This window comes from Microbacterium maritypicum (assembly GCF_041529975.1).
GTDB lineage: Bacteria > Actinomycetota > Actinomycetes > Actinomycetales > Microbacteriaceae > Microbacterium.
Window position 1 is genome coordinate 3,277,222 of sequence record NZ_CP168030.1, and the last position, 21,089, is coordinate 3,298,310.

18 protein-coding genes are annotated in these 21,089 nt (G+C 70.1%); 5 read left to right on the forward strand and 13 right to left on the reverse strand.

Going from position 1 to position 21,089, the window contains the following annotated elements; genetic code table 11:
- Positions 1-36: 36 nt before the first annotated feature.
- The 6 genes from ACCO44_RS15895 to ACCO44_RS15920 form a co-directional block, all read right to left on the reverse strand.
- Positions 37-603: a septum formation initiator family protein gene (locus tag ACCO44_RS15895; protein ID WP_105709540.1), complete on the reverse strand. Its 567-nt coding sequence runs from the start codon at positions 601-603 to the stop codon at positions 37-39.
- Positions 604-701: 98 nt separating this feature from the next.
- Positions 702-1,982 (reverse strand): phosphopyruvate hydratase, encoded by a 1,281-nt coding sequence (eno, locus tag ACCO44_RS15900; RefSeq protein WP_029262985.1) that lies wholly within the window; start codon positions 1,980-1,982, stop codon positions 702-704.
- A 118-nt stretch (positions 1,983-2,100) separates the two neighbouring features.
- Complete coding sequence (locus ACCO44_RS15905) at positions 2,101-2,760, reverse strand: O-methyltransferase (RefSeq protein WP_105709539.1); 660 nt, start codon at positions 2,758-2,760, stop codon at positions 2,101-2,103.
- Between the two features lie 31 nt (positions 2,761-2,791).
- Complete coding sequence (locus ACCO44_RS15910) at positions 2,792-3,742, reverse strand: lysostaphin resistance A-like protein (protein ID WP_372467339.1); 951 nt, start codon at positions 3,740-3,742, stop codon at positions 2,792-2,794.
- A gap of 5 nt (positions 3,743-3,747) precedes the next feature.
- Positions 3,748-4,791 carry a hypothetical protein gene (locus tag ACCO44_RS15915; protein ID WP_105709538.1) on the reverse strand — a complete coding sequence of 348 codons (1,044 nt, stop codon included), beginning with the start codon at positions 4,789-4,791 and terminating at the stop codon, positions 3,748-3,750.
- Positions 4,788-5,138: a GntR family transcriptional regulator gene (locus ACCO44_RS15920; RefSeq protein WP_262000597.1), complete on the reverse strand. Its 351-nt coding sequence runs from the start codon at positions 5,136-5,138 to the stop codon at positions 4,788-4,790. Before ACCO44_RS15920 ends, ACCO44_RS15915 begins: the two co-directional genes overlap by 4 nt.
- Before the next feature lie 102 nt (positions 5,139-5,240).
- Between ACCO44_RS15920 and ACCO44_RS15925 the strand changes: the two genes are divergently transcribed.
- On the forward strand, positions 5,241-5,711 hold the full coding sequence (locus ACCO44_RS15925; protein WP_105709536.1) for a PaaI family thioesterase: 471 nt from the start codon (positions 5,241-5,243) through the stop codon (positions 5,709-5,711).
- 43 nt (positions 5,712-5,754) lie between these two features.
- A complete protein-coding gene (locus ACCO44_RS15930; RefSeq protein ID WP_372467342.1) occupies positions 5,755-6,984 on the forward strand; it encodes an APC family permease in 1,230 nt (409 codons plus the stop codon).
- Positions 6,985-6,986: 2 nt separating this feature from the next.
- On the opposite strand, the gene ACCO44_RS15935 is transcribed toward ACCO44_RS15930, so the two are convergent.
- A complete protein-coding gene (locus ACCO44_RS15935) occupies positions 6,987-7,781 on the reverse strand; it encodes a helix-turn-helix domain-containing protein (protein ID WP_372467344.1) in 795 nt (264 codons plus the stop codon).
- 87 nt (positions 7,782-7,868) lie between these two features.
- Here ACCO44_RS15935 and ACCO44_RS15940 point away from each other — a divergent pair, with 87 nt between their 5' ends.
- A complete protein-coding gene (locus ACCO44_RS15940) occupies positions 7,869-8,411 on the forward strand; it encodes a VOC family protein (protein ID WP_372467346.1) in 543 nt (180 codons plus the stop codon).
- Here the strand turns inward: ACCO44_RS15940 and ACCO44_RS15945 are convergent.
- From ACCO44_RS15945 to nhaA, 4 genes are all read right to left on the reverse strand, one after another.
- Complete coding sequence (locus ACCO44_RS15945) at positions 8,380-9,186, reverse strand: SGNH/GDSL hydrolase family protein (protein WP_372467348.1); 807 nt, start codon at positions 9,184-9,186, stop codon at positions 8,380-8,382. The two genes, ACCO44_RS15940 and ACCO44_RS15945, sit on opposite strands and share 32 nt — an antisense overlap.
- A 67-nt stretch (positions 9,187-9,253) precedes the next feature.
- Entirely contained in the window at positions 9,254-10,504 is a 1,251-nt protein-coding gene (gene hisS, locus ACCO44_RS15950) for a histidine--tRNA ligase (protein WP_372469418.1), read from the reverse strand.
- 64 nt (positions 10,505-10,568) lie between these two features.
- The gene (locus ACCO44_RS15955) at positions 10,569-11,174 is read right to left on the reverse strand and encodes a MazG family protein (RefSeq protein ID WP_372469419.1); all 606 of its coding nucleotides are present in this window, start codon (positions 11,172-11,174) and stop codon (positions 10,569-10,571) included.
- 100 nt (positions 11,175-11,274) lie between these two features.
- Positions 11,275-12,444 carry a Na+/H+ antiporter NhaA gene (gene nhaA / locus ACCO44_RS15960; protein ID WP_029262997.1) on the reverse strand — a complete coding sequence of 390 codons (1,170 nt, stop codon included), beginning with the start codon at positions 12,442-12,444 and terminating at the stop codon, positions 11,275-11,277.
- A gap of 113 nt (positions 12,445-12,557) precedes the next feature.
- On the opposite strand from nhaA, the gene ACCO44_RS15965 reads away from it, so the two are divergent.
- Together ACCO44_RS15965 and gdhA are read left to right on the forward strand one after the other, a co-directional pair.
- On the forward strand, positions 12,558-15,251 hold the full coding sequence (locus ACCO44_RS15965; RefSeq protein WP_372467350.1) for a phosphoenolpyruvate carboxylase: 2,694 nt from the start codon (positions 12,558-12,560) through the stop codon (positions 15,249-15,251).
- Between the two features lie 133 nt (positions 15,252-15,384).
- Entirely contained in the window at positions 15,385-16,755 is a 1,371-nt protein-coding gene (gdhA, locus tag ACCO44_RS15970; protein ID WP_372467352.1) for an NADP-specific glutamate dehydrogenase, read from the forward strand.
- A 61-nt stretch (positions 16,756-16,816) separates the two neighbouring features.
- Here gdhA and ACCO44_RS15975 read toward each other — a convergent pair whose 3' ends face one another.
- Positions 16,817-17,419 carry a gamma carbonic anhydrase family protein gene (locus tag ACCO44_RS15975; RefSeq protein ID WP_105709528.1) on the reverse strand — a complete coding sequence of 201 codons (603 nt, stop codon included), beginning with the start codon at positions 17,417-17,419 and terminating at the stop codon, positions 16,817-16,819.
- 46 nt (positions 17,420-17,465) lie between these two features.
- Entirely contained in the window at positions 17,466-21,053 is a 3,588-nt protein-coding gene (gene mfd / locus ACCO44_RS15980; protein WP_372467354.1) for a transcription-repair coupling factor, read from the reverse strand.
- Between the last annotated feature and the right edge of the window lie 36 nt (positions 21,054-21,089).

The following is a 21,089-nucleotide window of genomic DNA, read 5'->3' on the forward strand; positions in this document are numbered from 1 at the left end:
AGGGGAGCCGACCGAGAGGATGCTCGGAGCGGACGCTCAGGGAGCGGTCGTCGCCGTGTCGCTGAGTCCCGTCGCGACCAGGGTGCGCAGCAGCTGCGGCATCCAGTCCGACGGCTTCTCCTCGAGCGTGTCGCTCACGGGCGCCTGCTCACGCGGGAGCACGGACGGATCGAGGTCGTTGTCGATCAGATAGACGACCTCGCCCGGCTTGACGTAGTACAGGCGCTCGCGCGCCTGAGTGGTGATGTAGGCGGGGTCGTTCCATCGCTCGCGCTCGGCGATCAGCGCCGTGATCTCGTCTTCGCTCACCTGCACCGATGCCTCGAGCGCCGCGATCTTCTGACGCTGGTCGATGAACGTGCCGAGCGTGGGCACGAGGACCCAGGCCCCCAGCACCACGAGCGAGAGCATGATGACCGAGAACGCCGAGAGGCGGATGCCGGAGGCCCACTCGCGCACATCGACACGTGCCGCGTCGCCGCGGTTCCTCCCCGCGGCCCTGGGCGCGGGGGCGGCAGCAGCGGACGCCTTCGACCCGCCGCGCCCCTTTCCGGTCGCCTTCGGATTCGGAGACGACGAAGGAGGAGCCGGTCGTCGTGCCACGGCCCCTCCTTCGTCGTACCGCTTCAGCGGCTTCCTGCGCCGCGGGCGACGGCTTTCTCGGCCGCCGCTCGCGCGGCTTCTTCGTGTGTCAGCTGTTCTCAGGCCTGCGAACGCGGGAACGCGGAACGACCGGCGAAGACCGCGGCATCGCCGAGCTCCTCCTCGATGCGCAGCAGCTGGTTGTACTTCGCGACGCGCTCGCTGCGAGCGGGCGCACCCGCCTTGATCTGACCGGAGTTCGTCGCGACGACGAGGTCGGCGATGGTGGTGTCCTCGGTCTCGCCCGAGCGGTGCGACAGCATCGCCGTGTAACCGGAGCGCTGCGCCAAGCTGACCGCATCGAACGTCTCGGTGAGCGTGCCGATCTGGTTGACCTTGACGAGCAGCGAGTTGGCGACGCCGCGCTTGATGCCGTCGGCGAGACGCTGCGGGTTGGTGACGAACAGGTCGTCGCCGACCAGCTGGACCTTGGAGCCCAGAGCGTCGGTGAGGTGCTTCCAGTTGTCCCAGTCGTCCTCGGCGAGAGCGTCCTCGATCGTGACGATCGGGAAGTCGTTGACGAGGCCCACGTAGTACTCGGTGAGCGCGGCCGCGTCCCAGTCCTTGTTGTCGAGGCGGTAGACGCCGTCCTTGAAGAACTCGGTCGCCGCGACGTCGAGGCCGAGGGCGATGTCGGTGCCGGGGGTGAAGCCGGCCTTCTCGATCGCCTTCACCAGGAAGTCCAGACCCTCGCGGTTGCTGGGCAGGTCGGGGGCGAAGCCGCCCTCGTCGCCGAGACCGGTCGCGTAGCCCGCGGCCTTCAGCTCTGCGCGCAGCACGTGGTAGGTCTCGACGCCCCAGCGGAGCGCCTCGGAGTAGGTCTCCGCGCCGACCGGCGCGAGGAAGAACTCCTGCATGTCGATGCCGTTGTCGGCGTGCTCGCCGCCGTTGATGACGTTGAAGAGCGGAACGGGCAGCACGTGCGCGTTCGGGCCACCCAGGTAGCGGAACAGCGGGAGGTCAGCGGAGTCTGCGGCCGCCTTGGCGACGGCGAGGCTCACGCCGAGGATGGCGTTGGCGCCGACGCGCTTCTTGTTCTCGGTGCCGTCGACCTCGATGAGGATCTCGTCGACGATGCGCTGCTCGCTCGCCTCGACACCTTCGATCGCAGGTCCCAGCTCGTCGATGATGGCCTCGACGGCCTTGAGGACGCCCTTGCCGCCGTAGCGGCTCTTGTCGCCGTCGCGGAGCTCGTACGCCTCGAACGCACCGGTGGATGCACCGGACGGGACGGCCGCCCGCTGCACGATGCCGTCGTCGAGGAGGACCTCCACCTCGACGGTCGGGTTTCCGCGCGAGTCGAGAATCTCGCGTGCGCCTACAGCCTCGATCAGTGCCACTGATGTGCTCCTTGCTCAGGGGGAAAACGTGGTGTGGAGCGTCGTCGATCCGCGCCCAGTCTAGCCCGGCCGTGCGACCCGATCAGGGACTCGTCCGACCGCCGCGCACGGAGCGGGCTCAGACCACGACGGCGATCGCGAAGCCGTCCCAGCCCTTCGCCCCGACCGTCTGCAGCGCCGTGGCGTCGAAGCGCGGGTCCTCCCCCAGCATCCGCAGACCGTCACGGGTGCCGATCACCTTCGAGTCGGTGCTGTCGTCGCGGACGATCTCGCCTTCGCGCCCGATGTTGTCCAGCACGACGACCGTGCCCGAGTGACCGAGTCGCGCGGCCCAGTCGAGATAGACGGTGTTGGACTCCTTGTCGGCGTCGATGAACACCAGATCGAACCCGCCGACCAGAGTCGGCAGCACCTCGGCGCCCCTGCCGATGCGGATGTCGACCCGGTCACCGACACCGGCGGCGTCGATGCTGGCCCGTGCGACGGCGGCGTTCTCAGCCTCCGCCTCGATCGTCACGACGCGGCCTTCGGAACCGACGGCGCGGGCGAGCCAGATCGTCGAATAGCCGCCGAGGGTGCCGATCTCGAGCACCCTTCGCGCACCGCTGATGCGGACGAGCAGGTTCAGCAGCTTGCCGGCGACGGGAGCGACCTCGATCTCGGGCAGCCCCGCCTCTCGCTGCGCGACGAGAGCCGATTCCAGTTCGGCGTCGGGCCCGACGAGCGTGTCGGCGAGGTACGAATCGGCCTGCGACCAGGCGGCGGGGGTGGAGTCCATGACCTCAGCCAACCGCCGGCTGTGGCCTCCGTCAACCCCGCGGCGGCGAGAGCAGACGACCGGGCGCGTCGGCGAGCTCCGGCTGCTTCCGGAACTGGCCGGTCAGCACGAGCACCAGGACGACCACCGCGATGACGATCCATGCCGCCACGCCGACCGGTCCGGCGAGCGCCATGTCGGGCTGCGAGGCTGCGAACAGGACGATGAGCCCGGCGGCGGCGTTCAGTGATCCGTGCGCGATCACCGCCGGCCAGAGGGATGCCGAGCGCAGGCGCAGCCAGCCGAGCAGGATGCCCCACGCGACGCAGCCGCCGACCATGAACAGGACTCCCGTGATGTCGGTGCGCCCGAAGTTGTAGCCGAGCAGGATGATCGGGCTGTGCCACAGGCCCCAGATCGCGCCGCTGAGGATCAGGGCGGGCCAGGTGCCGAGCGGTCGCAGGGCCGGCACCAGCCAGCCTCGCCATCCGAGCTCCTCCCCGAAGGCGAAGAAGCTGTTGAGCAGCGCCCCGAGCGGAACCATCGCGATCTGCGCGAACACCACGATCTCGACCGGCGGCACCGGAACACCATCGGGCAGCGACTTCGCGAGCTCAGCCGCGAAGCCGGCGAACGTCAGATCGAGCTGCACGAACCCGAGCGCTGCGGACACGAGGATCGTAAGCGCCACCAGGACCGGCGGGACGAGCCATGCGGCGACCATGAGCCAGACCACGCGCTTGGCGGGCCGTAGCGGCCAGAGGCCCAGGAAGCGCGCACGCTGTCCCCGCGCGGGCACGCGCATCGCGAAGGTGACGACCAGTACCGCGATGGCCGGAGTGAACATCATGACCGGGAGGAGGAAGACGGACATCGGCTCGGCGAGACCGGCTCCGAGCCACAGTGGCAGTGCCACCAGCCAGGCCAGCGCGCAGGCGACGACCACGAAGACGATGATGGCGGGCCACTCGACTCTTCGAGACGTGGGGGTGGGTGAGTCCATGCTGTTCACGCTTCCTTCCTCGTGACGGCGGCGAGCGCCGCCGCCGCTGTCTGTGCGTCGTCGACCGTGACGACGAACCGCCGTCCACCGACCCGCGTCACTTCGAGCGCTTCACCTCGCCGCAGGACCACGCCGTACCGTCCGTCGAGGCCGTAGCGCAGCCCCCATCCCCCGAACTCGGCGAAGGGATCGACGTCGATCGCGCGTACCGACGCGATATCGGCGGACGGGATCTCGATCCTCGGCCAGCCCGCCAGCGACCGCACGAGCAGTCCGGCGGGCCCGATGCGCACGCGGAACGCGAAGGTGGTGACGAGCGCGGCGATCAGGATCCCGCACGAGGCGAGCATGATGACCGCGGTCATCACTCCGCCCGCTCCCGTCGCGATCATGACGGCGGCGAGCGCACAGGCGAGCAGCACCGCGCCGCCGAGCACGGCCAACGCGACACCGGCGATCGCTGCGGTGCCGATCCACACGAGGCGTTCCGTGGCGGAGGTCGGGAGGGGCTCCGCCGGGCTCTCGGACCCGCTCGTGTCCGGCAGGGGCGTGGACGGCTGCAGGAACCACCCGATCGCCACGCCGGCGGCCATGAGCAGGAACCCGATCAGCACCTCGAAGCCGATGTCGGGTGTGTCGGCGGCATCCGCGAGACCGCGTTGCGCGTCGACACCGACCAGGGTGATGAAGGAGATGATGGCCGCGAGACCGAGGTTCATTGCGCCGAGGAACCTCGCCGTGATCGACCACTGCGGGCGCTCGGCTTCTGCGGAGGGAACCGGCTGCCCGTTCTGCGGGAGTCGGTGCGCGAACCACGCGAGGAGCGCGAACCCGATGACCATCACCGCGATGCCGCCGAGGATGGCGAGGTAGGTCCAGCCGGGCCCGAAGCCGTTCACGCCGTCCTCCGACCAGTGGATCGCCGCAGGCTCCGGGATCTCGGGGAGCCAGAACGCGACGATGACCGCCGACACCGCCAGGATCGTGAGCGGAATGATCACCCCCACCCAGAGGAAGGCGGTGCGGGCACGGCGGACGGCGGGGGTCATACGGTGATCTCCTTCACGAGAGCGGCGAGTGTGGCCGGCGCGACGCCGAGCGCGGCGGCGCGCGACACCAGATCATGCAGATCCTTCGTTAGGTCGACGAGCGGACCGACGGAAGCCGAGACCACTGCACCACGACCACGTCGCAGGTCGATCAGGCCCTCCGCGCGCAGCTGCTGGTATGCGTGCAGGACGGTGTGCAGGTTGATCTCGAGGGTCTCGGCGACTTCGCGCGCCGAGGGAAGGCGGTCTCCCGGCGCCAGTCTGCCGGCGATGATGTCGGCGCGCACAGAAGCGGCGACCTGCTCGTAGAGCGGCACCCCGCTCGCCATGTCGACCCTGATCAGCATCCGACCTCCGTCTTGTTCGCGTTATTCTACTCGAACTATAACAACTGTGGCTACCCTCCAGACGTCTTCGTCGTCCTCGCCCGCGTCCCCCACACTGGCGGGATGCGCATCACTCCCCGCCGCCTCGCCCTCGGCATGAGCCTGTGGATCCCGAACCTCTTCAGCGGCATCCGCATCCGTCGCTTCAGCGAGGACTGGACCCACGCCACCGTCGAGCTACACGTGAACGTCTTCACCCGCAACTACGTCAAGACCGCGTTCGGCGGGTCGATGTCCGCGATGACCGACCCGTACTTCTTCATGCTCGTCATGCATCAGCTCGGGCGCGACCACGTGGTGTGGGACACCCGCGGCGAGATCGAGTTCCTCAAGCCCGGCCGCGGCGTGCTCACTGCGGAGTTCGAGGTGTCGAAGGAGAAGGCCGAGGAGATCCGCGAACGCGCCCGCGGCGGGGCGAAGGTCCTGGAGTGGTTCGAGACGGTCATCACGGACCGCGAGGGCGATGTCGTCGCGAAGGTGCGCCGCGAGGTGTACATCCGGGAGAAGAAGCGGGTCACGGCGTCCCGAGGGTGAACCGCGTCACCCGCCGTTCACCGCGGGCTGTCACCATGGACGGATGCCCCTCGCTCGCCGTCTGACGCTCGGAGACGCCGTCGCCATCGGTCTCGGCTCCATGATCGGCGCCGGCGTGTTCGCCGTGTGGGCTCCGGCGATCGGGGCCGCCGGAAGCGGCATCCTCATCGCCCTCGCGATCGCCGCCGTCGTCGCCTACGGCAACGCCACCGCATCGGCGCAGCTCGCGGCCGCGCATCCCGTCGCGGGCGGCACGTATGCGTACGCCCGCGCCGAGATCGGGCCCTGGTGGGGATTCGTCGCCGGCTGGAGCTTCGTGATCGGCAAGATCGCGAGCTGCGCCGCCATGGCGATGACCTTCGCCGCCTATGCCGCCCCCGCCGGATGGCAGGTGCCGGTTGCCGCGGCGGCGGTGGCGGCGCTCGCTGTCGTGAACTGCTTCGGCGTGACCAGGACCGCGCTGCTCACCCGCATCCTGGTCGTGTGCTCGCTCCTCGGGATCGCCGTCGCTGTCGGATTCGGGCTCGGCGCCGCACCGACCGCCGCCCCCGGTCCGCTGCCCGACGCCACCGCCTACGGCGTGCTGCAGGGTGCCGGGCTGCTGTTCTTCGCGTTCGCCGGCTACGCGCGCATCGCGACCATGGGCGAGGAGGTGGTCGACCCGTCGAAGACGATTCCGCGCGCGATCGTCCTCGCACTGGGTGGAGCCGTCGTCGTCTACACGCTCGTCTGCGTCGCGGTCGTCCTGGTCCTCGGCGGGGATGCGATCAGATCGATGGCGCCTCTGGTCGACCTGCTCGACGCGGCGGGCGCTTCCGCGTGGGCCCCGGTCATCCGTGTGGCTGCAGCGGCCGCCTCACTCGGCGCGCTGCTGGCACTGCTGACCGGGATCGGCCGGACGACCCTCGCCATGGCACGGGAGAGCGACGTCCCGAGATTCCTCGCGAAGATCGACGAGCGCCACCACGTGCCGCAGCGCGCCGAGATCATGATCGCCGTCATCGTGATCGCCATCGTGCTGTTCGCCGATCTTCGCGGGGCGATCGGCTTCTCGTCCTTCGGTGTGCTGCTGTACTACTTCATCGCCAATGCGGCGGCCTTCCGGCAGACAGGATCGGCACGCCGCTACCCCCGCGCACTGCAGGTCATCGGCGCGCTCGGCTGCCTCGTGCTGGTGGCGACGCTTCCCGTCCTGGCCTCCACCATCGGAGCAGGGGTGGTCCTGCTCGGCGTGGGATACCGGATGCTGCGACTCCGACTCGCGCGCGTCTGAGGTCAGCGGCTCGACTCGGAGCGGTATGCGCGCGGCGCGATACCGAGGACGGCTTGGAAGTCCCTCGTCAGATGGGCGTGATCCGCGTATCCGAGCTCGGCGGCGATCGACGCGAGGTCGATGTCCGGGTGCTCCCGCACGCGCACAGCTGCCTCCTGCAGGCGCCGTCGCCGGATCATCGCTGCCGGCGAGAGCCCGACGTGGCGATGGGTCATCCGCTGGAGAGTGCGAACCGATACCGCGAGGCGGGCGGCCGCCTCTTCCGGAGTGAGCGCGGCTCCCTCCCCCATCAGCACGTCCATGAGCGCGTTGGCCTGGCGGGCGGGATCCCCGACCGGACCGACCCGTTCCCCGAGCCACCGGGCGAAGGCCGCGACCGCCCGATCGCGATGCCCGTCTCCGGAACCCATCGCCGCCACCAGGGCACCGCGCAGCTCGGCGACCTCCGCCGTCGACTCGCCCAGGACTCGCTCGCCGTCGACCAGCACGCTGGGGTCGTCGATCAGGGCGGCGACAGCAGCGGGGCGCAGCAGAGCACCCACGGCCCAGCCTCTCCCCCGGAGATCACGGTGGGTCATCCGGGTCGTGGCGCCCGACAGCGTCACAGCATCCGCATCGACGACGAGGTTGAGCGCCGGATAGGCGACGATCTCCTGGCGCGACGAACGCCCGCGCTCGATGTCCCACTCCGGAATCCAGAACCAGGCGACCAGCTCCGTCGCCGCTGCCGGTGCGGGGAGGCGGTGGAACTCGGGCAGGCGGGCGGGGTAGAGCACCCCACGGGTCGGGTTCACCATGCGCTCAGCGTAGGCTCCCCCACCGACGTCGGGAGGTTGTCGCGGATGTTCAAGCCGCGGGCCTTCCCCGCGACCTAACGTGGCGGCATGAGCAACGACATCCCCACGACAGAGGCCCCCACGACAGGCGCCACCGGGACATACACGACCGACGGCCGCCCGAACAGCGCGACCTCGCTCACGCCGTTCCTGGCGATCCCCGACGCGAGGCAGGCCATCGAGTTCTACCGCGACGTGTTCGGTGCCAGGGTCATCGACGTGACCGAGTTCGGCGGCGTGGTCGCACACGCCGACCTCGACTTCGGGCTCGGCATCCTCCAGCTCGGCGAACCGAACCCGGAGTACCACCTCGTCCGCGCGCCCGAAGGCGACGACGACTGCTACTCGATGGGCCTGTATGTCTCCGATGTCGATGCGGTCGTGGCGAAGGCCGTCGCGGCAGGAGCCACCGTGCGCGAAGCACCGGCGCCGTTCGTCTCGGGCGACCGGTTCGCGAGCATCCGCGACCCGTTCGGCGTGCGCTGGTCGGTGATGACCCGTGTCGATGACATCTCCGACGAGGAGAGCAGCCGCCGGGTGGCCGAGTGGGCCGCGTCCTTCAGCGCGGCCCCGAGCGACGGCGCGAGCTGAGGGCCACCTCCGCGGCACGGCACACCGCAGGCAGCACCGCCTCAGCGGTACGCCGGTAGCCCAGAGCGCTCGGGTGGAAGCGGTCGAGACTGAACATCGCCTCCGGCTCGTCGAAGAACATCGGGCCGACCGCGCGGCGCAGGTCGACCGGCTCGGCGCCCGCCCGTCGCGCCGTCTCGTCCTGGATCACGGCGAGACGGCGCGACAGGCTCGACGCGATCCGGCGGAGCGGCTGCGGAACCGCACGCAGTGCGCCGAGGTCGGGGCAGGTGCCGACGACGACCTCGGTGCCGGTCTGCCGCAGCCGACCGATCGCCTCGTGCATGTGCTGTGCGGACAGCGCCACCGGCAGCCGGTGCGTGACATCGTTGCCGCCCACGATGATCACCGCCACGTGCGGACGGTAGTCGGCGGGGAGCGCGTCGAGCTGCGCGGGAAGGTCGGGTGACTCCGAGCCCACGACCGCAGCGGTGCGCAGCCGCACCGGTCGATGAATCCGCCGGCCCACGCTCTTCGCGAGCCGACCGCCGAGCGTCTCCTTGCGGCGCTCCGCCCCGAGACCCGCGGCGATCGAGTCGCCCAACACCAGCAGATCGAGGGGCTCGCCGTCGAGCGCTCGACGCCACACCCGGTCGGCGTCGAGGGACTCCTCTCCCAGCGGCTTCCCGATCCGCTTCCGCGCGATGGCGGCCTGCTGCACGAGGGCGAAACGCGCACCGCTCAGCACCGCCGCGAGGGCCAGCGTCACGACGGCGAGGGTGCGGAAGCGGCTCACGCCCCGATTCCACCGCGCCGGCGTGAACGCGGCGTGAACGCGACGCGGGGCCCTTCCGAACCTCGCGTCAGGAGAGCGGCTTGACGTCGAGGTCGTCGGCACCCGCGGACACGGTCGCGAAGGCCGTGTATCCGTCGGCCGCCGAGCGCTCGAGCAGTGCCTTGACGTTCTTCGTGCGTCGCTCGAGCCGAACCCGGGCACCATCGGCGATGAGCGCGGCCTTGTGACGGACGAGCTCATGCACGGGAACGTCGGCGTCGTGGATCAGCACGACCGCCTCGGCCGCAGCATCCACCTCATCGGCGATCAGATCGACCAGACGCTCGAAGCCCAGCGAGAACCCGACCGCGGGCACCTGCTGCCCGAGGAAGCGACCGATCATGCCGTCGTACCGCCCGCCGCCGCCGAGCGAGTATGCGACAGACGGGTGCGCGAGCTCGAAGATCGTGCCGGTGTAATACCCCATGCCGCGCACGAGGAACGGGTCGAAGACGAGCGGGATGTCGGACTGACCACGCCCCGCAGCGACGGCCTCGCCGATGCCGACCAGGTGCTCGATCAGTTCGGCAGGGGCGCCATCGGGCAGCGCCTTGCGGATCTGACGCTCCCCGAACGGGTTGTACTCCATCGTCTGCGGCCGACGCAGGAAAGCGTCGAAGGCGTCGGCGGCAGCGGTCGAGGCACTGCGCTCATGCAGCTCGGCGGCGACTCCTTCCGGACCGATCTTGTCGAGCTTGTCGATCGTGATGAGCACGCCAGGACGCTCCTCGGCAGTGAACCCGAAGGAGTCCAGCATCCAGTCCAGAACGCGTCGGTCGTTGATCCGCACGGTCGCGCCCTCGAGACCCAGGGCGTCGACCGCGTCGAGCGAGGCGACCATCAGCTCGGCCTCGGCACGAGACGAGTCGTCTCCCATGATGTCGATGTCGCACTGCACGAACTGCCGGTAGCGTCCCTTCTGCGGGCGCTCCGCACGCCAGACCGGACCGATCTGGATCGAGCGGAAGACGGTGGGCAGCTGACCGCGGTTGCTCGCGTAGAAACGGGCGAGCGGCACGGTGAGGTCGTAGCGGAGGCCGAGGTCCGAGAGCGCGGCAGGGTCGTCGGCCGCCGCACGGATCGCGTCGGCGTCGAGCCCGCGCCGCAGGATGTTGTACGAGAGCTTCTCGTTGTCGCCGCCGATCCCGGCATGCAGGCGTTCGTAGTCCTCGACCACGGGAGTCTCGATCTCGTCGAATCCGTGCGCGAGGTAGCGCTCGCGGATGACGGAGAGCACGCGCTCACGGCGGGCCTTGTCGGCGGGGAGGATGTCGCGCATACCGCGCGGCGGGTTCACAGTAGCCACGCGTCCATCTTCCCAGGTCGGGCACCCCGGCCGTGCGTCAGGAGCCGGCTTCGGCCGCCCGGACGTCGTCTTCGAGCGCGCGGAGCCGTTCGCGCAGTGCACGTTCCGCGTCCCAGCCCTCGGCGCGCGCGGTCGCCACGAGCACGAGCAGTGCCTCGCCGAGGTCGGCTTCGGATGCCGGGGGCACAACCGTCGACGCCGGTGCGATCGCCACACCGACCCCGGCCGCGCGACCGACGAGCTTCTGGGCGAGCGCGAGCGCCGGCATCCCCCGCGGCACGCCGTCGAGCACGCTGCGGCGGGTCCGCTTCTCCGCGGCCTTCGCCGCGTTCCAGTGCACCAGCACCTGCTCGGGCGTCTCGGCCACCTCTCCCGCGAAGACGTGCGGATGCCGGCGCACCATCTTCTCGGTCAGGGTGCGCGCCACGTCGTCGATGTCGAACGGGTCCTCCGGATCCTGCGCCGCGATCGCCGCGTGGAACAGCACCTGCCACAGCAGGTCTCCGAGCTCTTCGCGGAGGTCGTCGCGGGTGCCGGACTCGACCGCGTCGATCACCTCGTGCGACTCCTCGATCAGATACGGCACGAGGTCGCGGTGCGTGATCTGCTGCGACCACACGCAGCGGTCGCGGACCGCGTGCATGGTGTCGGCGGCGGTGCGGAGCGGGTCTTCCCCGTCAGGACGGGACTCAGACGCGGGCTGCGAGTTCACGCGACCTCCTTCGGTCGGTCCGGATCCGCGCTCACGACGAGGCGGATGCGACCCGACGGTACCAGCGTGCCCGCAGCGACACGATGAACCCGGAGAGGACGAGCGCGATCAGCGAGCCGACGAGCACACCGAGGATCGCCTGGTCGCGGATGCCGCCGTCGCTCGCGAAGGCGAGGTTGGCCAGGAGGAGCGAGACCGTGAAGCCGATACCGCCGAGCGCACCGGCCGCGAGGATGTCGGCGAACGGCAGCGCAGGATCTGCGCCCTTCGGACGGATGCGCATCGCGATCCAGCCGAACAGCGAGATGCCGATGATCTTGCCGACGGGCAGCGCCACCACGATCGCCCAGAACGCGGGTGACAGCTGCGTGATCGACACCGCCGGGATCACGACGAACGCCGCGACGAAGGCGAAGACGGGGAGGATCACGCCGTTCACGGTCGGCTCCAGCGCGTGCCGCGTGCGGCCCGCGGGGACCGGCGACATGACGAGCCCGAGCAGCACCCCGGCGATCGTCGCATGGATGCCGGAGGAGGCGACGAGACCCCAGGTGATGACACCCACCACGACCATGGCGACCGCGATGAGCGGGTGCCCCTTCGCGTGCAGGACACGGCTGAGCGCCCAGAACACGGCGACACCCACGACCGCGAGGCCCAGCAGCAACCACTGCACGTCGTCGGCGAAGAGCACCGCGATGAAGATGATGCCGATGATGTCGTCGAGGATCGCCAGGGCGAGGAGGAACACCCGAACGCGCGAGGGCAGCCCCTTGCCGAACATCGCCAGCACCCCGAGAGCGAAGGCGATGTCGGTCGCCGTCGGGATCGGCCAGCCCGACGACGTGGAGCTGTCACCGCCGGCGATCAGCAGATACACCGCGATCGGGACGAGCACTCCGCCGCCCGCGGCGATCGCCGGCTGCACGGCCTTGCGCGGCGAATCGAGCTCGCCGTGCGTGAGTTCGTGACGCAGCTCGATCGCGACGACGAGGAAGAAGATCGCGAGGAGGCCGTCGGACACCCAATGCGAGATCGACAGATCGAGCGCGGTGCCCGGCACCGCGATGTGGAAGTCGAGGAACGCCGCCAACCCGTCGTGCGTCGGCAGGTTCGCGAGCAGCAGGCCGAGGCCGGCGGCGACGAGAAGGAGGACGGCGGGGAACTGCTGACCGCGGAGGGGGTTCGCTGAGATGCGCATCCCCTCCATCGTAGGTCGCCGGGATATCGCCGCGCCCGCGGTCTCGCTGCGTCGCGCCGGCGCCGGGCGTCATGCGTGCAGGACACCCCCACCGCCCGGGATACTCTCGAAGGGTGACCCCCGCACACTCTTTCTCCGAGCCCACGAACACCGAGGCGATCCGTGTGATCGGCCGATTCGAAGCCGGTCGCGGCACGCCGGATGCGATGCGCACCGATGTCAGGATGCTCGGGCAGCTGCTCGGGCAGGTGCTGCGCGAAGCCGGCGGCGACGGCCTCTTCGAAGACGTCGAGCGTCTGCGCCTCGCGACGATCCAGGCGTACGACGAGGAGACGCCCGACGCGTTCGAGCGTGCCGCGGCGATCGCCGAGTCGTTCACGATCGCCAGGGCCGACGAGGTCGCCCGGGCCTTCACCTGCTATTTCCACCTCGTGAACCTGGCCGAGGAACACCAGCGCGTTCGCGTGCTGCGTGAGCGCGCCGGACAGCCGGGACGGGAGGATGCCGCCGACACCGTCGCGACCGCCTATGCCCGACTGCGCAGCGAGGTCGGCGACGAAGAAGCCCGCCGCCGCCTGGACGGCCTCCGCTTCCACCCGGTCTTCACCGCGCACCCGACCGAGGCCCGCCGCCGCGCCGTCTCCTCGAGCATCCGCCGCCTGTCCGAACTGCTGACCCAGCACGACGCGGCGAGCGCCGGCGGATCCGAGGAGCACCGCGCCCGCCGCCGGATGCTGGAGGAGATCGACACTCTCTGGCGCACCGCGCCGCTGCGATCGCAGAAGCCTTCCCCGACGGACGAGGTCCGCACCGTGATGGGCGTGTTCGACGAGACGCTCTTCACGACCGTGCCCCACGTGTACCGCCGCATCGACGACGCTCTGCGTGGCGAGGACTCCGGATCCAGCGCCCCGGTGGTGCCCGCGTTCGTGCGCATCGGCTCCTGGGTCGGCGGCGACCGCGACGGCAACCCGTTCGTCACGGCCTCCGTGACGCGTGAGGCCTCGCAGATCGCGGCCGACCACGTCCTGCGCGGCCTCGAGCGCGCGCTCGACCGCATCGGCCGGACCCTCACGCTCTCGGCCGACGACACCCCGCCGAACGCCGAGGTCGTCGCCCTGTGGGACCGTTTCGTGGCGGCCGAACCGGAACTCGCCGCCGAACTCGCGGCCCGCTCCCCCGATGAGCCCCACCGCCGCGTGCTGCTCGTCCTGTCCCGACGGGTCTCCGCGACCCGCCACGGCGACTCGACCCAGGGTTACTCGCGTCCCGAGGAACTTCTCGCGGACCTGCGGGCCGTGCAATCCTCGCTCGCGGAGGCCGGCGCCAAGCGCCACGCCTTCGGCGGCGTGCAGCACCTGATCTGGCAGGTCGAGACCTACGGCTTCCACCTCACCGAGCTCGAGGTGCGTCAGCACTCGCAGGTGCACGCGAAGGCTCTGGCCGAGCTCGATGCGGGAGAGGCGATCAGCGCCCAGACCGAGGAGGTGCTGGAGGTCTTCCGCGCGATCGCGGACATCCAGCGCGACCGCGGCCTGCGCGCGGCCGGACGCTACGTCGTCTCCTTCACCCAGGCCGCCTCGGATCTCGCCAACGTGCACCGCCTCGCTCGGTACGCGCTCGGTGACGACGCTCCGGTGCTCGACGTGGTGCCGCTGTTCGAGACGTTCGCCGACCTTCAGGCAGCGCCCGGAATCCTGGCCGAGGCCGTGACGTTCCCGGAGTTCCGCGAGCGCATGGCCGCCACCGGCAACCGCCTCGAGGTCATGCTCGGATACTCGGACTCGTCGAAGGATGTCGGCCCCGTCGCCGCGAACCTCGCCCTGTACGAGGCACAGGAGAAGATCGCGCGCTGGGCGCAGGAGTCCGAGATCGAGCTGACGCTCTTCCACGGTCGCGGTGGCGCCCTCGGGCGCGGTGGCGGGCCCGCCAACTCCGCGATCCTCGCGCAGCCGCCGCACTCGGTCGACGGTCGATTCAAGCTCACCGAGCAGGGTGAGGTCATCTTCGCGCGCTATGGCGAGCCGGCCATCGCGATGCGGCACATCGACCAGGTCGCCGCCGCCACGCTGCTCGCGTCGTCCCCCACCGAGGAGGAGCGCACCAGTCGCGCGGCCGAGCGCTACGCGGAGGTCGCCTCGGTCATGGACGCCGCCTCCCGCGAGCGCTTCTTCTCGCTCGTGAAGGCTGATGGATTCGCGCCCTGGTTCGCCACGGTCACCCCGATGGAGGAGATCGGGCTGCTCGCGCTCGGCTCCCGCCCGGCGCGCCGCGGACTGTCCGTCGAGTCGCTCGAGGATCTGCGGGCCATCCCGTGGGTGTTCGCGTGGACGCAGGCGCGCATCAACCTCGCCGGCTGGTTCGGTCTCGGCACCGCCCTGGACGCCGTCGGCGATGAGGAGCTGCTCGTCGAGGCGTACCGCGAGTGGCCGCTGCTTCGCACAATGATCGACAACGTCGCGATGAGCCTCGCCAAGACCGACGAGCGCATCGCGCGGCAGTACCTGGCGCTGGGCGACCGCGATGATCTGGCACAGCTCGTCCTCGACGAACTCGCGATCACGCGGCGCTGGGTGATCCGGCTCACCGGCGGCGAGCGCCTGCTGGAGAACAAGCCGGTTCTGCAGCGGGCCGTGCAGCTGCGCAGCCCCTACGTCGACGCGCTCTCGCTGCTGCAGCTGCGCGCCCTGCGGGCGCTGCGCTCGGCGAGCGACGAGCCCACCGGCTCGGGCGCCGATGCCGAACAGCAGCGCCTGCTCCTGCTCTCGGTCAGCGGCGTCGCCGCCGGCCTTCAGAACACCGGGTGACCGAGTTACCGTCCGGCCGGGTGCGCGATCCGCATTCGGCCGGCCGCTAGAGTGAAACCTCCGCCGACTCCGGCGATGCCTCACGCGACACGATCGCCTGCACCACAATCCCCCATCAGAAAGTCCCTTCCGCGTGACCGCTACGACTCCCGCCGACTTCCATCCGCTCGCCGCCTCCGTCCAGCCCGTGTTCGACACGGTGCTCTCCCGCAGCCCGTACGAGCCGGAGTTCCACCAGGCCGTCCACGAGGTGCTGCACTCGATCGCCCCCGTGCTGGAGCGACGCCCGGAATACGTCGACGGCGGCATCCTCGAGCGGCTCGTCGAACCCGAGCGGCAGATCCTCTTCCGCGTGCCGTGGATCGACGACGCCGGCAAGCTGCAGGTCAACCGCGGCTACCGCATCCAGTTCTCCTCTGTGCTCGGCCCGTACAAGGGCGGACTGCGCTTCCACCCCTCGGTGAACCTGTCGATCATCAAGTTCCTCGGCTTCGAGCAGATCTTCAAGAACGCGCTCACCGGTCAGGGCATCGGCGGCGGCAAGGGCGGGTCCGACTTCGACCCGCACGGCAAGTCCGACGCCGAGGTCATGCGCTTCTGCCAGTCGTTCATGAACGAGCTTTACCGCCACCTGGGCGAGCACACCGACGTCCCCGCGGGCGACATCGGCGTCGGCGGCCGCGAGATCGGCTACCTCTTCGGCCAGTACCGCAAGGTCACCAACCGCCACGAGTCGGGCATGTTCACCGGCAAGGGCACCGGCTGGGGCGGCGCCGAGGTACGCACCGAAGCGACCGGCTACGGGGCGGTGTTCTTCGCGCAGGAGATGCTCGCCGTGCACAACGACTCTCTCACCGGCAAGCGCGTCGGCATCTCGGGCTCGGGCAACGTCGCGATCTACGCGATCCAGAAGGCCACCCAGCTCGGCGCGACCGCCGTCACGGCCTCCGACTCGTCCGGCTACGTCGTCGACGACGCCGGCATCGACGTCGACCTGCTCCGTCAGCTCAAGGAGGTCGAGCGCGCCCGCATCGTCGAGTACGCCAACCGTCGTCCGAGCGCGCGCTTCGTCGAAGGCGGCAGCGTCTGGGAGGTCCCGGTCGACATCGCCGTCCCCTCCGCCACGCAGAACGAGGTCAGCCTCGCGGATGCCGAGGCCCTGATCGCGAACGGCGTGCGCGCCGTCTCCGAGGGCGCGAACATGCCGTGCGTGCCCGACGCCGTCGAGGCCTTCCAGAAGGCGGGCGTGCTGTTCGCCCCCGGCAAGGCCGCGAACGCCGGCGGTGTCGCGACCTCGGCGCTCGAGATGAGCCAGAACGCCTCGCGTCAGCGCTGGACCTTCGCCGACAGCGAGAACAAGCTGCGCGAGATCATGGCGGACATCCACGACGCCGCGTTCGACGCCGCAGAGCGTCACGACGTCGGCGGCGACTACGTGTCCGGAGCCAACATCGCGGGCTTCGAACGCGTCGCCGCCGCGATGCTCGCCCAGGGCGTCATCTGATCCGAACGACATGAGGCCGGGCATCCGCAGGGGTGCCCGGCCTCGTCGTCTCCGCGGCGTCTCAGTCCGTGATCTCGCGGTCGTGGGCGTGCCTGGCGAGCGAGCTGCCGTAGCGCTCGGTGAGCTGCACCATCAGGTCGGGGGTGTCTCGGTCGACGCCGAACACGTGACCGGGGAAGTCGAGCTCGGGCTGCGCAGCGGCGATCTCCTGATCCCGGTCGGGTGAGAGCAGCTGCACCGGGTCGCCGACGGCCACCCACCCGATCGGGACCACCGTGCCCTCGGGCAGCACGGCGCGGCGGTGCACGATCGCGTTGACCCGCACCTCGCAGCGGGCCCCCACGAGGGCGCCGTTGAAGACGCGGGCGCCGGAGGCGAAGAAGACCTCCTCACCCACCGTCGCCCCGGCGATGCTCGCCAGCGTCCCGATCAGCGTGTGCGCGCCGACATGGACCGCATTGGCCGCGGTGGCGCGGATCAGCGCGTTCTCCATCACGATCACGTTCTCGCCGAGGGTGATCGGGCCGCCCTCCGCCGTGATGACGGCGCCGTGCAGCACCTGGCAGCCCGGCCCCACCTCCACATCGCCGGAGACGACGGCGGTGGGGGCGATGACGGCGGTGTCATGGATGCGGGGGCGAGCCCCGAGGTGCTCGTACAACATGCGGCCAGACTAGTCCCGCCGCAGCCGCGAAAGCAGCCACCGCACGCTACTCGGCTTTGGCCGGTTCCGGGAAGATCGCGGTGAACAGCTGCTCGACCCATTCGAGAAGCTGTGCGTCGGGCAGCGGCTCGAGCCCCACGCCCACAGCGGCGGGAACCGTGGGCATCGGCACGACCAGCGCCTCTCCCCCGGTCACGAGCTTCGCCTTCGGATACAACCGCTGCAGCCGTACCTTGATCGAGTCCTCGAGCCGCGCCGGTGCGATGCGCAGGTTCGAGCCCATGACCACCACGTCGGTCAGCCCGGCGCGCGCAGCCCGACGACGCAGTCGCGAGATCGCCAGCAGTCCCTCGACCTCTTCCGGCGGCGTGCCGTAGCGGTCAACGAGCTCCTCGATCACGAGATCGATGGCCCCGTCCTTCGCTGTGGCCGCCGACGCCGCCGACAGCTTCTGGTACGCCTCGAGACGCAGCCGCTCGCTGTCGATGTAGTACTCGGGGATGCGGGCATCGAGGGGAAGCTCGAGCCGCAGCTCCTGCCCGGTCTCGACCTCGTCGCCGCGGAACGTCGCCACCGCCTCGCCGATCATCCGCAGATACAGGTCGAATCCGACGCCGGCGATGTGTCCGGCCTGCTCCGCACCGAGCATGTTGCCCGCGCCGCGGAGCTCGAGGTCCTTCAGCGCGACCTGCATGCCCGAGCCGAGCTCGTTGTTGACCGCGATCGTCTGCAGCCGGTCGGCGGCGGTCTCGGAGAGCGGCTTCATCTCGTCGTAGAGGAAGTACGCGTACGCCCGCTCACGCCCTCGCCCGACCCGACCGCGGAGCTGGTGCAGCTGGCTGAGGCCGTACTTGTCGGCGCGGTCGATGATGATCGTGTTCGCGTTCGAGATGTCGAGGCCGGTCTCGATGATCGTGGTCGAGACGAGCACGTCGAACTTGCGCTCCCAGAAGTCGTCGACGACCTGCTCCAGTTGGTGCTCACCCAACTGCCCGTGGGCGACGGCGATGCGCGCTTCGGGCACGAGCTCCGCCAACTGCGCCGCGACGCGCTGAATCGACTGCACGCGGTTGTGCACGAAGAAGACCTGCCCCTCGCGCAGGATCTCGCGCCGGATGGCCGCGGCGATCTGCTTGTCGCTGCGGGGGCCGACGAACGACAGGATCGGATGCCTGTCCTCGGGCGGCGTCGCGAGCGTGGACATCTCGCGGATGCCCGTGACCGCCATCTCCAGCGTGCGCGGGATGGGGGTGGCGCTCATGGCGAGGATGTCGACGTTGGTCTTCAGCTTCTTCAGCGCGTCCTTGTGCTCGACGCCGAACCGCTGCTCCTCATCGATGATCATCAGGCCGAGATCCTTGAAGATGACCCCTTCCGTGAGGATGCGGTGGGTGCCGATGATCATGTCGACCGACCCCTCCAGCAGCCCCTGGAGCGTGAGCCGGACTTCCTTGTCGGTCTGGAAGCGCGACAGCGCGCGCACCTTGACCGGGAAACCGGCGAAGCGCTCGGTGAACGTCTCCATGTGCTGCTTCACCAGGAGCGTCGTCGGCACGAGCATCGCGACCTGCTTGCCGTCCTGGATCGCCTTGAACGCCGCGCGCACGGCGACCTCGGTCTTGCCGAAGCCGACGTCGCCGGAGAGCAGCCGGTCCATCGGGATCGGCCGCTCCATGTCGGCCTTGATCTCGTCGATGGTCTGCAGCTGGTCCTGCGTCTCCGCGAACGGGAACGCCTCCTCCAACTCGCGCTGCCAAGGCGTGTCCGGGCCGAAGGCATGGCCCTTGGCGCTCATGCGCGCGGAGTACAGCTTCACGAGCTCGACGGCGATGTCGCGCACCGCCTTGCGGGCCTTGCCCTTGGCCTGCGACCAGTCGCTGCCGCCCATCTTCGACAGGGTCGGGGCCTCGCCGCCGACGTACTTCGAGAGGGAGTCGAGCTGATCCGTCGGCACATACAGCTTGTCGCCGGGGTAGCCGCGCTTGGAGGGGGCGTATTCGAGGATGAGGTAGTCGCGCACGGACTTGGTGGCGTTGCGTCCACCGGTGGACACCTCGCGCTGCGTCATCTCGACGAACCGCCCGATGCCGTGCGTGGCGTGCACCACGAAGTCGCCCTGCTTCAGCTGCAAGGGGTCGACGACGTTCTTGCGCCGCGAGGCGAGCTTCTTGACGACCCGCTGGTCGCCACCGATCGTGCGTCCGTAGAACTCGTTGTCGGTGAGGACGGCGAGCTTCGCCTCGGGCACCTGGAATCCGGCTTCGACGGACCCCATGACCAGGGTCGCGACACCGGCCTCTGGCGCATCCGTGAGACTCTCCACGACGCGGGCCGCGAGGCCGCGATCGGACAGCACATCGCGTGCACGGTCGACCAGGCCGCTTCCGGCTGCGATCACCACGACGCGCCAGCCGTCGGTGACCTTGGCCTCGACGAACGAGATCGCCCCGTCGACGTTGCCGTGGAACGACGGGATGATGGCGGCACCGAGGGTGGCGGCATCCGTGTCGGAAGCCGCATCGCCGTCGCCGACGCTGATGCCGAAGGGGCTCAGCTGCCACCAGACGCCACCCCGGTCGCGCACGACCTCGCGCAGTTCGGCGACCGTGAGGAAGTCGCCGGCCCCGAGGTCGATGGGCGCCGACGCACCAGAGGTGGCCGCGCTCCAGGCGGCATCGAGGAACTCGCGGTTGGTGTCACCCAGCGTGATCGCACGCGCGGTGGAGCGGTCGGGATCGACGACGGCCGTCGCGGCCCCCGCCGGCAGATACTCGGCCAGGGACTTCAGCGGCCCCGCGACCGCAGGCAGGAGCGATTCCATGCCCTCGACCGGGATGCCCTCGGACATCTTCTCGAGCATCCCTCTGATCGCCGGGAAGCCCTCGATCAGCTCCCGCGCGCGATCGCGGACATCGGCGGTCAGCAGCAGCTCGCGGCTCGGCGGCAGGTCGACGCCGGGCACGTCGCCGGGGAGCGAGCGCTGATCGGCGACGGAGAAGGCGCGGATCTGGTCGATCTCGTCGCCGAAGAACTCGATGCGGAACGGGTGCTCCGAGACGGGAGGGAAGACATCGAGGATGCCGCCGCGCACGGCGAACTCGCCACGGCGGGAGACCATGTCTACACGGGAGTATGCCCGCTCCACGAGCTGCTCGACCACGCGGTCGAGCCCGTTGCCCCTGCTGCCGACAGAGAGTTCGAGCGGCGCGATCTCCCCGAGGTTGCCCGCGATCGGCTGCAGCGCCGCGCGCACGGAGGCGACGATCACGAGCGGGTGGTCACCGGACCACTCCGCGATGCGGCGCAGTGTCTGCAGGCGCTGGCCCACCGTGTCGACGCTGGGGCTCAGGCGCTCGTGCGGCAGCGTCTCCCAGGCCGGGAACGTCAGGATGTCGGCCGTGGGCAGGTAGGCATGCATCGCCAGCGCCAGGCTCTCGGCGCGGCGCCCGGTGGGGACGACCGCGAGGAGGGCGGGAGGATGCCCCGCCGCCGCGCGCTTGCCGAGCAGACCGGCGAGCGCCGGCGCATCGAGCCCGTCGACCAGACCGAGGTCGGCATCGGTGTGCGCCCACTTCAGAGCGTCACGGTACAGAGACGCCTCTTCCAAGGCGCGCAGAATCCCCGGAACAGTCACCGGACAAGACTAGTCGCGCCCGCCGACACTCCGGCC

Coding starts and splice junctions, on each gene's coding strand:
- ACCO44_RS15905 (WP_105709539.1), bottom strand. CDS start 2,760: ATGGACTCCACCCCCGCCGCCTGGTCGCAGGCCGATTCGTACCTCGCC.
- ACCO44_RS15910 (WP_372467339.1), bottom strand. CDS start 3,742: ATGGACTCACCCACCCCCACGTCTCGAAGAGTCGAGTGGCCCGCCATC.
- ACCO44_RS15915 (WP_105709538.1), bottom strand. CDS start 4,791: ATGACCCCCGCCGTCCGCCGTGCCCGCACCGCCTTCCTCTGGGTGGGG.
- ACCO44_RS15920 (WP_262000597.1), bottom strand. CDS start 5,138: ATGCTGATCAGGGTCGACATGGCGAGCGGGGTGCCGCTCTACGAGCAG.
- ACCO44_RS15925 (WP_105709536.1), top strand. CDS start 5,241: ATGCGCATCACTCCCCGCCGCCTCGCCCTCGGCATGAGCCTGTGGATC.
- ACCO44_RS15930 (WP_372467342.1), top strand. CDS start 5,755: ATGCCCCTCGCTCGCCGTCTGACGCTCGGAGACGCCGTCGCCATCGGT.
- ACCO44_RS15935 (WP_372467344.1), bottom strand. CDS start 7,781: ATGGTGAACCCGACCCGTGGGGTGCTCTACCCCGCCCGCCTGCCCGAG.
- ACCO44_RS15940 (WP_372467346.1), top strand. CDS start 7,869: ATGAGCAACGACATCCCCACGACAGAGGCCCCCACGACAGGCGCCACC.
- hisS (WP_372469418.1), bottom strand. CDS start 10,504: ATGCGCGACATCCTCCCCGCCGACAAGGCCCGCCGTGAGCGCGTGCTC.
- ACCO44_RS15955 (WP_372469419.1), bottom strand. CDS start 11,174: ATGCACGCGGTCCGCGACCGCTGCGTGTGGTCGCAGCAGATCACGCAC.
- nhaA (WP_029262997.1), bottom strand. CDS start 12,444: ATGCGCATCTCAGCGAACCCCCTCCGCGGTCAGCAGTTCCCCGCCGTC.
- ACCO44_RS15975 (WP_105709528.1), bottom strand. CDS start 17,419: ATGTTGTACGAGCACCTCGGGGCTCGCCCCCGCATCCATGACACCGCC.